The sequence below is a fragment of the Azospirillum sp. TSO35-2 genome, from assembly GCF_003116095.1.
Taxonomy (GTDB): domain Bacteria; phylum Pseudomonadota; class Alphaproteobacteria; order Azospirillales; family Azospirillaceae; genus Azospirillum.
In genome coordinates, this window is record NZ_LGRA01000018.1 from 1 (window position 1) to 13,058 (window position 13,058).

The following is a 13,058-nucleotide window of genomic DNA, read 5'->3' on the forward strand; positions in this document are numbered from 1 at the left end:
TCGGAGCTGAGCTTGAAGTGGTTGTACTCCGGCCCGATGCTGAAGCCGGGGGCGACGACGTACTTGGCGCCGACCGTGATCAATTCGAACTTGGTCCGGCCGCGCACCGTCAGGTCGCCGGCGTCCTTGGCGTTGAGGTAGCCGACGCCCAGCGTCGTCGGCCCGAAGGTGTATTGCGCGCCGGCGGTCCAGACGTCCTGCTTCTCACGGCTGACGATGCCGACGCTGCTGCCCGGCTTGGCGTAGCCGCTGTCGCCCGACCAGGCGTAGCTGCCGCCGACCTTCAGCCCGCCATAGGCCACCGTCAGGCCGGCGTGGGTCGAGGACAGGTCGTCGAAGGTCGCCGCCGACACGCTGGAGTCCTTCGCCTTGCCGCCCAGGTAGAACAGGCTGGCGTTGACCGTCACCCCGCCGAAGCTGTTGGCGTAGGTGCCGCCGACCTCGTAGACGTCGCGGTAGGCGCCGGTGCGGTTGGCCGAGGGCAGCGCCACCTTCAGCCGGTTGACGTCGGTGTTGCTGCTGTCCGACGACGGCTGATAGGAGGCGCCGAGCTTGAAGCCGGCGATCTCCGGCGTCCAGTAGGTGGCGCGGGTGGCGCTGTTGCCGGAGATCAGGGCGCGGATGTTGCCGATGGTGACCGGCGCGTTGGCGGCGCTGTTGCCGAGCCAGGACGGGAAGGAGCCGTCGACGCCGCCGGTGCCCCAGTCGGACGGCGCGATGATGCCGCTGTCGTCGGACGGCCCGTTCTCGACGCCGAGATGGAAGGTGCCGAAGCCGCCGTTGACGAAGAGGAAGGCGCGGTCGTTGGTCAGGGTGCGGACGTTGCCGGTGCCGTTCTCCGCCAGCAGGCGCAGGCGGGCGCCGTATTCCAGCCCGTTGTCGGCCTTGGCCTTCGGCGTGACCAGCAGGCGCAGGCGGTTGCGGAACTCGGTGGAGCGCAGGCCGCTGTCGCGGTCCTGGCTGACATAGCCGCCCTCGAAATAGGCGTCGCCCCCCAGGATGACGTCGAACTTCGACTGGGCGAAGGCCGGGGCCGAGACAAGCGTCACCGTGGCTGCTCCCAGCAGCAATGCGGTACGGACCATTGTGCATTTCCTCGCTGTTGTTTGGTTTGTTTTGGTTTTTGTGTCGAAGCGGGCGCAAAACCGCTCCTGTCCGTCAGGCCCGGCATCCAGCCGGTCCTGACGGTGCGCGCAGAACGTCAGCGCTCCAGGGCTGACGTGGTTGTTGTTGTCAATCCCGGCCGAGCACGCCGTCGACGCGGCGCCACAGCCCCAGCGGGTTGCCGTCGCGCAGGGCCTCCGGCAACAGCTCGGCCGGCAGGTCCTGGTAGCAGACCGGGCGCAGGAAACGCCGGATCGCCAGCGTGCCGACCGAGGTCGTGCGGCTGTCCGACGTCGCCGGGAACGGGCCGCCATGCACCATCGCGTGGCACACCTCCACCCCGGTCGGCCAGCCATTCGCCAGGATGCGGCCGGCCTTGCGCTCCAGCGTCGGGATCAACCCGCCCACCGCCGGAACGTCGGCCGTGTCCATCTGCAATGTCGCGGTCAGCTGGCCTTCCAGCCGTTCCGCCACCCGCCGCATCGTCGCCACGTCCGGGCAGCGGATCAGCAGCGACGCGGCGCCGAACACCTCCTCCTGCAACCCCTCGTCGGCCAGGAACGCCTCGGCCGTCGTGGTGAAGAAGGCCGCCTGGGCCTGGTTGGGGCCGGAGCAGGCGGTGCCGCGCGCCAGCGTCTCCACCGCCGCCGCGCCGGCCAGCTTGGCGACGCCGGCATCAAACGCCTGATGGATGCCCGGCGTCAGCATCGTCGCCGCGGCGCTGCCGCCGAGCGCCGCCACCGCCGCCGCGACGAAACGGTCGAGGTCCGGCCCGGCGACGCCCAGCAGGATGCCGGGGTTGGTGCAGAACTGCCCCGCCCCCATGGTCAGCGAGGCGACGAAGCCCTTGCCCAGCGCCTCGGCACGGGCGGCCAGCGCCGCCGGCATCAGGAAGACCGGGTTGATGCTGCTCATCTCGGCGTAGACCGGGATCGGCTCCGGCCGCTTGGCCGCCACCTCCATCAGCGCCAGCCCGCCGCGGCGCGAGCCGGTGAAGCCGACCGCCTTGATCCGCGGATCGGCGACCAGCGCCGTGCCGATGGCGATGCCGGCGCCGAACAGCAGCGAGAACACGCCCTCATGCAGGCCGCAGGCCGCCACCGCCGCCTGGATGGCGCGGCCGACCAGCTCCGAGGTGCCGGGGTGGGCGGGATGGCCCTTGACCACCACCGGGCAGCCGGCGGCGAAGGCCGAGGCGGTGTCGCCGCCGGCGACCGAGAAGGCGAGCGGGAAGTTCGACGCGCCGAACACCGCGACCGGCCCCAGCGCGATGTGGCGCTGGCGCAGGTCGGCGCGCGGCAGCGGCGCGCGGTCGGGCAGCGCCGGGTCGATGCGGGCCTCCAGCCAGCTTCCCTCGCGCACGACCTGGGCGAACAGGCGGAGCTGGCCGACGGTGCGGCCGCGCTCGCCCTCCAGCCGCGGGCGCGGCAGGCCGCTTTCGGCCATGGCGCGGGTGATCAGCTCGTCGCCGAGGTCGAGGATGTTCTGGGCGACCGCCTCCAGGAAAGCGGCGCGCTGCTCCAGGCCGCTGTCGCGGAAGGCGTCGAAGGCGTCCCAGGCCAAGGCACAGGCACGCTCGACCTCGGCCGCGCCGCCGCCGCCGAAGCCGGGCTCCAGCGTTTCGCCGGTGGCGGGGTTGATGGCGTGGAAATCGCCGTCGCCGCCGCGGTGGCTCTGCGCGCCGATCAGCATCTCGCCGGTGAGGGTCATCGGGTTATCCTTGAACGAAAGAAGGCAACCGTAAAGATAGACGCTTACCGCGCCCAGCGCAGCACCAGCGGATCGAGCCGCCGCGCCGCATCGAGCAACCCGGCGCGGGTGGCCGGATGCAGCGGAGTCATCGGGTGACGCACCGCGTCCGACGCAATGATCCCGCCCTCCCGCATCAGCACCTTGGCGGTGGCGATGCCGCCCTGGCGGTTCTCGACGTTGATCAGCGGCAGCCAGCGCCCGTAGGCCGCCACCGCCGCCTCACGGTCGCCAGCCAGATAGGGGTCCATGATCCGGCGGATGCCGTCGGGATAGCCGCCGCCGGTCATCGCCCCGGTGGCGCCGGCGTCGAGGTCGGCCAGCAGGGTGATCGCCTCCTCGCCGTCCCACGGCCCTTCGATGGCGTCGCCGCCCAGCTCGATCAGCGTGCGCAGCTTGGCGGCGGCCTGCGGCACCTCGATCTTGAAGTACGAGACGTTGGCGATCTCGCGCGCCATGCGGGCCAGCAGGTGGGCGGACAGCGCGGTGCCGCTGACCGGCGCGTCCTGGATCATGATCGGGATGTCGATGGCGTCGGACACCCGCTGGAAGAACTCGACGATGCCGGGCTCGGGCACGCGGATGGTGGCGCCGTGGTAGGGCGGCATCACCATCACCATGGCGGCGCCCAGCTCCTGGGCGCGGCGGCTGCGCTCGGCGCAGGCCCTGGTGCTGAAATGAGTGGTGGTGACGATGACCGGGACGCGCCCCGCGACATGGCTGAGGATGGTTTCCATCAGCACCGTGCGCTCGTCGTCGGTCAGCACGAACTGCTCGGAGAAGTTGGCGAGGATGCACAGGCCGGTCGAGCCGGCGTCGATCATGAAGTCGACGCAGCGCGTCTGGCCGGCGAGGTCCAGCTCCCCCGTCTCGGTGAAGATCGTCGGCACGACGGGGAAGACGCCGCGGTAGGGTCGGGTGGTCGCCGGCATGGCAATCACGTCCTTTTCGGGAAATGTGTCAGGAAGAACGCCCGAACCGCCCGCAGGGCAGGCCGCGGACGCCGGGCGCGCACTCGAAGATGGCCCCGGCCAGCGGCTCGTCGGGCCGGCCGTGGGCCGCGGTGGTGATGAACAACCGGTCCAGCTCCGGCCCGGCGAAGACGCAGGAGGTGACGCGGGACACCGGCAGCCGGATGACGCGGTCCAGCGACCCGTCGGGCCGGAAGCGGCTGACCCGCCCGCCGTCCCAATGGGCGATCCACAGCCCGCCCTCGGCGTCGCAGGTCATGCCGTCGGGGTAGCCGTCCGCCTCGGTGAAGCGGATGTGGACGCGCTTGCCGGCCAGCCCGCCATCGGCGCCGACGTCGAAGGCGTAGACCGTCCGCGCCGCGCTGTCGGTGTGGTACAGGGTGCGGCCGTCCGGCGACAGCGCCGGGCCGTTGGCAACGGTGTAGCCCGCGTCCACAAGGGCGACCGTGCCGTCCGGGTCGATCCGGTGCAGCGCGCCGGTGGGCGCCGCCTCCGCATCGTCCATGCTGCCGACCCACAGGCGGCCCTGCGCGTCGGCCTTGGCGTCGTTCAGCCGGTTGCCGGGCCGGTCGGGGTCGAGCCGCGCCAGCTCGCCGACGATCACCGGCTCCTCGCCGTCCAGGCGCAGCCGGACCACCCGGCGCGACCGCAGGCCGGCGATGAAGCCGTCGCCGTCGGCGCTCTCGACCAGCCAGCAGGCGGCGTCCGCCATCGCCCAGTCCCGGCGCGCGCCGTCGGCCAGCGACAGGCGGAGGATGCGGCCGCCCCGGATGTCGACGGCGTAGACCGCGCCTTGCCCTGGCGACCACAGCGGGCCTTCGCCCAGCAGCGCCCCGGCGGGCCACACGCAACGCGCTTCCTGCGGCATCCCGCTTCGCCTCCCCCTGCCCTTGGCCTTTGTTCCGCCCCCATCCGGCGATGCGGTGGGGCGGTTTTAAAATTTGTTGACTGCCCAAACGATAAGGGGCCTTTTGATAATCGTCCAATACGAAGATCGGTGTGGGCGATACCAAATATCGTATTGCCCCGACCACGCCCGACCGGAGGCCACGACCCGTGACATCCCAACGCTTTTCCGCCAACTGGTTCCAGCGGGTGCGCCTGAAGCTGCGCCACCTCCAACTGTTCGCGGCGCTGGACGAGCACCGCAACCTGCACCGCGCCGCCGCCAGCCTGAACATGTCGCAGCCCGCCGCCTCCAAGCTGCTGGGCGACCTGGAGGAGACGCTGGGCATCGAGCTGTTCGACCGCCATGGCCGCGGGGTCGAGCCGAACTGGTACGGCAGCCTGATGATCCGCCACGCCCGGATGATCCTCAGCGAACTGGAGGAGACGGGGGAGGAGTTGAACGCCCTGCTCGCCGGGCACAGCGGCCGGGTGGCGATCGGCACGGTGATGGCCCCGGCGGTGGAGCTGGTGGTGCCGGTGATCAGCGCCCTCACCCGCGAGCACCCCAACCTGAAGATCGCCGTCGCGGTGGAAACCAGCGACGTGCTGGCCGAACGGGTCCACCAGGGGGTGATGGATTTCGCCATCGGCCGGCTGCCGGGACGCTTCGACCCCTCCGCCTTCGATTACCAGGAGATCAACAGCGAGGAGCTGTGCTTCGTCTGCCGCGACACCCACCCGCTGCTGCGGCTGAACCGTCCGCTGACCACGGCCGACCTGGTGGACACCACCTGGATCCTCCAGCCGGTCGGCTCGCTGCTGCGCGACCGGGTCGAGGCGCTGTTCCGCGCCGAGGGGGTGCGGCCGCCGCAGCGGGTGATCGAGAGCGCCTCCCCCGTCATCTCGATGGCGATGGTGGCGGAAACCGATTCGGTGACCGTCTTCGCCCGCGCGCTGGCGCAGGTGTTCTCGCCCAGCGGCTGCTGCATGATCCTGCCCTTCCACAAGCGGTTCAGCGTCGAGCCCTATGGGATCTTCTGGCTGAAGGACCGTCCGCTGTCGCCCGGCGCGCACACCGTGCTGGCCGCGGTGCGGGCGGCGGCGGCACGCTCCCTGCGCCGCGCCGCGCCCGCCGCGCCATGCACCATCGCGCCACCGGACGCCGGGCCGGCCGATATCAAAATGCATATCGAAACGCCGAATAATCATATTTGACAGTTATGGCAAAACGGGGGATTGCTAGACACACAAACCATTGCCGCACGAGCCATCCGTGCTCGATGCAGCAGCGCCGGCGAACGGCATGTCACAGAACGGGGAGGAAACGGGTCCATGTCTTCTTTCAAGTCGAAGCTCGCCGGATTGGCCGTCGGCCTGCTGGCCGTCGCCGGCACCGCCGCCCCGGCCCTGGCGCAGACCAAGCCGACCATCGGCATTTCGATGCCGACCAAGTCGTCCGCCCGCTGGATCGACGACGGCAACAACATGGTCAAGTATTTCCAGGACAAGGGCTACAAGACCGACCTGCAATACGCCGAAGACGACATCCCCAACCAGCTCGCCCAGATCGAGAACATGGTCACCAAGAACGACAAGGTTCTGGTGATCGCCGCCATCGACGGGACGACGCTGACCGACGTGCTGCACAAGGCGGCTGAGCGCGGTGTGAAGATCATCGCCTATGACCGCCTGATCCGCGGGTCGGCCGACGTCGACTACTACGCCACCTTCGACAACTTCCAGGTCGGCGTCCTCCAGGCCTCCTACATCGAGAAGGCGCTGGGTCTGAAGGAGGGCAAGGGCCCCTTCAACATCGAGCTGTTCGGCGGCTCCCCCGACGACAACAACGCCTATTTCTTCTACAACGGCGCCATGTCGGTGCTGCAGCCCTACATCGACAGCGGCAAGCTGAAGGTCGGCAGCGGCCAGGTCGGCATGGACAAGGTGTCCACCCTGCGCTGGGACGGCGCCGTCGCCCAGGCCCGCATGGACAATCTGCTGAGCGCCTACTACTCCGGCAAGCGGGTCGACGCGGTGCTGTCGCCCTATGACGGCCTGAGCATCGGCATCATCTCGTCGCTGAAGGGCGTCGGCTACGGCTCGGCCTCGCTGCCGATGCCGGTGGTGACCGGGCAGGACGCCGAGGTGCCGTCGGTCAAGTCGATCCTGGCCGGGGAACAGCGCTCCACCGTGTTCAAGGACACCCGCGAACTGGCGAAGGTCACGGTCGGCATGGTCGACGACATGCTGAGCGGCCGCACCCCGCAGGTCAACGACACCAAGACCTACGACAACGGCAAGAAGGTCGTCCCGTCCTATCTGCTGAAGCCGGTCAGCGTCGACGCGTCGAACTGGAAGCAGGCCCTGGTGGACAGCGGCTACTACAAGGAAACCCAGATCAAGTGACCGGACGGCCGCGGCGGGTGGCGGCCTGCCCGCCGCCCGCCGCGGCACCGGAAAAACGGGACGATCGGGGTCATCGACATGAACACCATTCTTGAGATGCGCGGCATCACCAAGACGTTCCCCGGGGTCAAGGCCCTGGACAACGTCAACCTCTCGGTCCGGGAGGGGGAGATCCACGCGCTGATCGGCGAGAACGGCGCCGGCAAATCGACGCTGATGAAGGTGCTGAGCGGCGTCTACCCGCACGGCTCCTACGAGGGCGACATCCATTTCCGCGGGGCGCCGGTCGCCTTCCGCGGCATCGCCGACAGCGAGAAGCTGGGCATCATCATCATCCACCAGGAACTGGCCCTGGTGCCGCTGCTGTCGATCACCGAAAACCTGTTCCTCGGCAACGAGCGGGCGCGTGGCGGGGTCATCGACTGGACGGCGGCGACGATGCGGGCGCGCGACCTGCTGCGCACGGTCGGGCTGAGCGATTCGCCGGAAACCCTGATCACCGACATCGGCGTCGGCAAGCAGCAATTGGTCGAGATCGCCAAGGCGCTGTCGAAGGAGGTCAAGCTCCTGATCCTCGACGAGCCCACCGCCAGCCTGAACGAAAGCGACAGCGACGCGCTGCTGGCGCTGCTGCGGCGGTTCAAGGACCAGGGCATCTCCTCCATCCTGATCTCCCACAAGCTGAACGAGATCGCCAAGGTCGCCGACCGCGTCACCATCCTGCGCGACGGCACGACCGTGGAGACGCTGGACTGCCACGACGCCCCCATCAGCCAGGACCGCATCATCAAGGGCATGGTCGGCCGCGACCTCGCCGACCGCTACCCCCGGCGGGTCAGCACCCCCGGCGAGATCCTGCTGGAGGTCAAGGGCTGGAGCGCCGACCACCCGATCCACGCCGGCCGCCGCGTCGTCAAGGACATCGACCTGCACGTCCGCCGCGGCGAGGTCGTCGGCATCGCCGGGCTGATGGGCGCCGGCCGCACCGAATTCGCCATGAGCCTGTTCGGCCGTTCCTACGGCCGCAACGTCCGCGGCCAAGCCTTTCTGGCCGGGCGCGAGATCGACGTCTCCACCATCCGCCGCGCGATGGACAGCGGGCTGGCCTACGCCACCGAGGACCGCAAGCATTACGGCCTCGTGCTCGACAACGACATCCGCCACAACGTGACGCTGGCCAACCTGGACGGCGTCGCCAAGGCCGGGGTGATCCACCACGAGCGCGAGATCGAGGTCGCCAACGACTTCCGCCGCCGCCTGCGCATCCGCTGCTCCAGCGTGTTCCAGGAGACCGTCAACCTGTCCGGCGGCAACCAGCAGAAGGTCGTGCTGAGCAAATGGCTGTTCGCCGACCCGCAGGTGCTGATCCTGGACGAACCGACGCGCGGCATCGACGTCGGCGCCAAGTATGAAATCTACACCATCGTGAACCAGCTGGTGGCCGAAGGCCGCGGCGTCATCCTGATCTCGTCGGAGCTGCCGGAACTGCTCGGCGTCGCCGACCGCATCTATGTGATGAACGAGGGCGCCCTGGTCGCCGAGATGCCGGCGGCCGAGGCCAGCCAGGAAAAGATCATGCACGCCATCATGTCGTCAGGCAGCGCGGCGGGCGGCACGGCGACGGCCGCCGACGGAACGGGACCCCGGGAGTATCTGCAATGAGCGCCGAAATCAACCTGCCGGCCCAGCCGCGCGACGCCTCCATGGCGAAGTTCCTCAAGAGCCACATGCGCGATTACGGCATGCTGATCTCGCTGCTGGCGATCGTGGCGTTCTTCCAGTACGTCACCGACGGCACGCTGCTGCAGCCGCTGAACCTGACCAATCTGGTGCTGCAGAACAGCTACATCATCATCATGTCGCTGGGCATGCTGCTGGTGATCGTCGCCGGGCACATCGACCTGTCCGTCGGCTCCATCGTCGGCTTCATCGGCGCGCTCGCCGCCATCCTGATGGTGCAGTTCCACCTGCATTTCCTCCCCACCACCCTGATCTGCCTCGTCGCCGGCGGCATCATCGGCGCGGCGCAGGGCTATTGGGTCGCCTATTTCCGCATCCCGTCCTTCATCGTGACGCTGGCCGGCATGCTGGTGTTCCGCGGCCTCAGTCTGGCGCTGCTGGCCGGCCAGTCGGTCGGCCCCTTCCCGGTGGAGTTCCAGCTTCTCAGCTCCGGCTTCATTCCCGACGTCTTCGGGATGAGCGGCTTCCACCTGACGACGCTGCTGCTGTGCGTGGTGACGCCGGCGATCATGATCGGGATGAGCGTCGCCGCCCGCCTGCGCCGCCACCGCTTCGCCATCGAGCAGGAGCCGCTGCCGCTGTTCATTGCCAAGAGCGCCGGTCTGTTCGCCGTGATGGCCTACATCGGCTGGCTGCTGGCCTCCTACAAGGGACTGCCGAACGTCCTGATCATCATGTCGATCCTGATCGGCCTCTACGCCTTCGTCACCCGCGACACCACCATCGGCCGGCGCATCTACGCGCTGGGCGGCAACGAGAAGGCGGCCAAGCTGTCGGGCATCGATACCCGCCGGCTGTCCTTCTACACCTTCGTCAACATGGGCGTCCTGGCGGCGCTGGCCGGGCTGATCTTCGCCGCCCGCCTCAACACCGCCACGCCGAAGGCCGGCGTGTCGTTCGAGCTGGACGTGATCGCCGCCTGCTTCATCGGCGGCGCCTCGGCCTCGGGCGGCGTCGGCCGGGTGACGGGTGCGGTGATCGGCGCCTTCATCATGGGCGTGATGAACAACGGCATGTCGATCCTCGGCATCGGCATCGACTGGCAGCAGGTGATCAAGGGTCTGGTGCTGCTCGCCGCCGTCTGCTTCGACGTCTACAACAAGGGCAAGGCCTGACTCGGCCTTCACGCCGGTCGGACCCATTCCGGGACACCTGTCATGACGCTCCCCACCCTCGGGCTTGTCGGTCTGGGAAAGATCGCCCGCGACCAGCACATCCCGGCCATCGCCGCCACCGGCCTGTTCGATCTGGCCGCGGTGGTCAGCCCGGACGGCGCCGTTTACGAGGGCGTGCCGACCTTCCGCAGCCAGACCGAGATGCTGGACACCCTGCCCGACCTCGACGCGGTGGCGATCTGCACGCCGCCCGCCGTGCGGCACGGGCTGACGGCCGAGGCGCTGCGGGCCGGCCTGCACGTCCTGATCGAGAAGCCGCCGGCCGCCACCGTGTCGGAGCTTCAGCACCTGACGGAGAAGGCCGCGACGGTCCGGCGCACCCTGTTCACCGCCTGGCATTCCCAGTTCAACCCGGCGGTGGAGGAGACGCGGCGGCGGCTCGCCGAGGGCGGCGCCATCCGCAGCGTCGCCATCACCTGGAAGGAGGATGTGCGGCGCTGGCACCCCGGCCAGGACTGGATCTTCGCGGCGGGCGGCTTCGGCGTCTTCGACCCCGGCATCAACGCCCTGTCGATCCTGACCCGCATCCTGCCCGGCCCGGTCTTCGTCCGCGGCGCCGAGCTGCTGGTTCCCGCCAACCGCGACACCCCGATCGCCGCGATGCTGGAGATGCAGGCCGGCTACGCCGTGACCCACGGTTCGGCCGCCGGCGTCCCGATGACCGCCGACTTCGACTTCCGCCAGGAGGGCGAGCAGACCTGGGCCATCGCCATCGTCATGGCCGACGGCACCCGGCTGGACCTGACCCGCGGCGGCACCCGGCTGGCGATCGACGGGGTGCCGACGGCGGAGGAGCCGGACACCGAATACCAGCGCATCTACCGGCATTTCCACCGGCTGATCGCCGACGGGGCGTGCGACGTCGACGCCCGGCCGCTGCACCTGGTCGCCGACGCCTGCCTGGTCGGGCGCTGGCGGACCACCGACGCCTTCGACTGGTAAGCCCGTCACCCACCGCGCGTTCTGACACCACGAGCCTGCTGCCGGGCAAGGGAGGTCCAGCATGACCATCGCCATCGGAACACGGATCAGCCACCGCATCATGGCCGGCAGCGCCGGGATCCTGCTGTTCCTCGCCGCCGTCGCCGGTGTCGGCATCAACGCCCTGTCGGAGACGGAGACGGTGGTGCGGCGCAACGGCGCGCTGGCCGAACAGGTGGTCGATCTCGGGCGCATGCAGACCCTGATGCTGGACATGCGGCTGAAGACCGCCGCCTTCCTGCTGAACGGCCGCGACGACGATGCCGACGCCGTCGCCGCGCTGTCGGCGGAGGCCGACACCCTGGTCGGCCAACTGGCCGACGCCGCGACGATGAAGGACCGCATCGGCCAGTACCGCGACGCCTTCGCCCAGGTGCGCGAGGCGCATGGCCGGCGGACCGAGGCGGCGGCCGAGGTGGCGAAGTTCGGGTCGAAGCTCCAGACCATGCTCAGCACCATCCTGACCAACGCGCGCACCGGCGGCGATATCGAGGCGCTGCACCTCGCCGCCCAGGCGGCGATGCATGTGCAGGCCGCCCGCACCGTCGCGGCGCGCTTCCTCGGCGAGGGGTCGGCCGGCCTCGCCACCGCCACCCGCACCGAGCTGAAGACCGCCGCCACCACCGGCCAGACGATGGCCAAGGGCTTGGCCGACCCGTCGCTGCGCGGCCTGGTGTCCGCCTTCCTGAAGACGCTCGACGGCTACGCCGCCGGCTTCGACCGCCTGGTCGAGGCGACCGGGCAGCGCGACGCGCTGGTCGCCGACACCCTCGACCCGCTGGGCTCCGCCATCGGCGAGCAGGCGCGGACCCTGACCGACCGCGGCGTCGCCGACGAACAGCAGCTGCGCACCGACACCTCCGCCGACATCACCGGCTACCGCCGGGCGATGGTCGCGGCCTCGGCCGGCGGCATGATCCTCGGCCTGCTGGCGGCGCTGCTGATCGCCCGCAGCCTGTCCCGCCCGGTGGTGGCGATGACCGACGCCATGACCCGGCTGGCCGGCGGCGACCGCGGCGTGACGATCCCCGGCCTCGCCCGTCGCGACGAGATCGGCGGCATGGCCGGGGCGGTCCAGGTCTTCCAGGCCGGCCTGATCGAGGCCGACCGGATGGCCGCCGACAAGGCGGCCGAGCATGAGGCCAGCCGCCGCCGCGCCGAGCGGATCGACCGCCTGGCCCGCGACTTCGAACATATGGTCGACACCGCGCTGGGCCGCGTGGCGACCGCCGCCACCCAGTTGCAGTCGACCGCCCAGGGCATCCAGTCGACCACGGAACAGACCAGCCGGCTGGCCGACGACGCCGTCCGCACCTCCGGCGAGACCACCGGCAGCGTCGAGACGGTGGCCGCCGCCGCCGAGGAGCTGACCGTCTCCATCGCCGCCATCGGCCAGCACGTCGCCCACAGCACCGAGGTAACCGAACAGGCGGTGGCGATCGCCCGCGTCACCGACAGCACCGTGCGCAGCCTGACCGGCGTCGCCCGCCAGATCGGCGACGTGGTGCAGCTGATCGGCTCCATCGCCGGCCAGACCAACCTGCTGGCGCTGAACGCCACCATCGAGGCCGCCCGCGCCGGCGAGGCGGGCCGCGGCTTCGCCGTCGTCGCCTCGGAGGTCAAGAGCCTCGCCGCCCAGACCGCCAAGGCGACCGAGGAGATCGAAAGCCAGATCGCCGCCGTCCAGCGCGTCAGCAGCGACGCCGCCGCCGCGATCCTGGAGATCACCCAGGTGATCGGCGCGGTCAACGACGTCTCCACCACCATCGCCGCCGCCATCACCCAGCAACGGGCGGCGACGCAGGAAATCAGCGGCAGCATCCAGCGCGCCGCCCGCGGCACGCAGGACGTCCGCGACAACATCACCGGCGTCACCAACGCCTTCCTCGCCACCAACGACGCCTCCCGACAGGTCCGCACCGCCGCGGACGGCCTGTCCGGCGAGGCCGAAGACCTGCGCGGCTGCGTGTCCCGCTTCCTGGCGGACATGCGCGCGGCCTGACGCTCCCCCACTCCGGCGCCGGTCCCTCCCGGCCCGCCCCCT

Annotated in this window: 10 protein-coding genes; 6 read left to right on the top strand and 4 right to left on the bottom strand. The window is 70.0% G+C overall.

Going from position 1 to position 13,058, the window contains the following annotated elements:
* The 4 genes from TSO352_RS11055 to TSO352_RS11070 form a co-directional block, all read right to left on the bottom strand.
* Positions 1 to 1,085, bottom strand: a 1,085-nt coding sequence (locus TSO352_RS11055; protein ID WP_109108273.1) for a porin, incomplete at its 3' end; no start/stop codon positions are given.
* Positions 1,086 to 1,233: 148 nt separating this feature from the next.
* Complete coding sequence (locus tag TSO352_RS11060) at positions 1,234 to 2,814, bottom strand: aldehyde dehydrogenase (NADP(+)) (protein WP_109107409.1); 1,581 nt, start codon at positions 2,812 to 2,814, stop codon at positions 1,234 to 1,236.
* Between the two features lie 44 nt (positions 2,815 to 2,858).
* Complete coding sequence (locus TSO352_RS11065; RefSeq protein WP_109107410.1) at positions 2,859 to 3,785, bottom strand: dihydrodipicolinate synthase family protein; 927 nt, start codon at positions 3,783 to 3,785, stop codon at positions 2,859 to 2,861.
* Positions 3,786 to 3,813: 28 nt separating this feature from the next.
* Positions 3,814 to 4,692, bottom strand: a complete 879-nt coding sequence (locus TSO352_RS11070) for an SMP-30/gluconolactonase/LRE family protein (protein ID WP_109107411.1) — start codon at positions 4,690 to 4,692, stop codon at positions 3,814 to 3,816.
* Positions 4,693 to 4,880: 188 nt separating this feature from the next.
* On the opposite strand from TSO352_RS11070, the gene TSO352_RS11075 reads away from it, so the two are divergent.
* From TSO352_RS11075 to TSO352_RS34250, 6 genes are all read left to right on the top strand, one after another.
* Positions 4,881 to 5,927, top strand: a complete 1,047-nt coding sequence (locus TSO352_RS11075) for a LysR family transcriptional regulator (protein ID WP_109107412.1) — start codon at positions 4,881 to 4,883, stop codon at positions 5,925 to 5,927.
* Positions 5,928 to 6,044: 117 nt separating this feature from the next.
* A complete protein-coding gene (gene chvE / locus TSO352_RS11080) occupies positions 6,045 to 7,118 on the top strand; it encodes a multiple monosaccharide ABC transporter substrate-binding protein (RefSeq protein WP_109107413.1) in 1,074 nt (357 codons plus the stop codon).
* Between the two features lie 78 nt (positions 7,119 to 7,196).
* Positions 7,197 to 8,780, top strand: a complete 1,584-nt coding sequence (mmsA, locus tag TSO352_RS11085) for a multiple monosaccharide ABC transporter ATP-binding protein (protein WP_109107414.1) — start codon at positions 7,197 to 7,199, stop codon at positions 8,778 to 8,780.
* The gene (gene mmsB / locus TSO352_RS11090; RefSeq protein ID WP_109107415.1) at positions 8,777 to 9,973 is read left to right on the top strand and encodes a multiple monosaccharide ABC transporter permease; all 1,197 of its coding nucleotides are present in this window, start codon (positions 8,777 to 8,779) and stop codon (positions 9,971 to 9,973) included. The genes mmsA and mmsB overlap by 4 nt, the downstream gene beginning before the upstream one ends.
* A gap of 42 nt (positions 9,974 to 10,015) precedes the next feature.
* Positions 10,016 to 10,975, top strand: coding sequence for a Gfo/Idh/MocA family oxidoreductase (locus TSO352_RS11095; RefSeq protein WP_109107416.1), 960 nt, complete (start codon positions 10,016 to 10,018; stop codon positions 10,973 to 10,975).
* A 61-nt stretch (positions 10,976 to 11,036) separates the two neighbouring features.
* Complete coding sequence (locus TSO352_RS34250) at positions 11,037 to 13,016, top strand: HAMP domain-containing methyl-accepting chemotaxis protein (protein WP_109107417.1); 1,980 nt, start codon at positions 11,037 to 11,039, stop codon at positions 13,014 to 13,016.
* Positions 13,017 to 13,058 lie beyond the last annotated feature (42 nt).

Coding starts and splice junctions, on each gene's coding strand:
- TSO352_RS11070 (WP_109107411.1), bottom strand. CDS start 4,692: ATGCCGCAGGAAGCGCGTTGCGTGTGGCCCGCCGGGGCGCTGCTGGGC.
- TSO352_RS11095 (WP_109107416.1), top strand. CDS start 10,016: ATGACGCTCCCCACCCTCGGGCTTGTCGGTCTGGGAAAGATCGCCCGC.
- TSO352_RS34250 (WP_109107417.1), top strand. CDS start 11,037: ATGACCATCGCCATCGGAACACGGATCAGCCACCGCATCATGGCCGGC.
- mmsB (WP_109107415.1), top strand. CDS start 8,777: ATGAGCGCCGAAATCAACCTGCCGGCCCAGCCGCGCGACGCCTCCATG.
- TSO352_RS11060 (WP_109107409.1), bottom strand. CDS start 2,814: ATGACCCTCACCGGCGAGATGCTGATCGGCGCGCAGAGCCACCGCGGC.
- chvE (WP_109107413.1), top strand. CDS start 6,045: ATGTCTTCTTTCAAGTCGAAGCTCGCCGGATTGGCCGTCGGCCTGCTG.
- TSO352_RS11065 (WP_109107410.1), bottom strand. CDS start 3,785: ATGCCGGCGACCACCCGACCCTACCGCGGCGTCTTCCCCGTCGTGCCG.
- mmsA (WP_109107414.1), top strand. CDS start 7,197: ATGAACACCATTCTTGAGATGCGCGGCATCACCAAGACGTTCCCCGGG.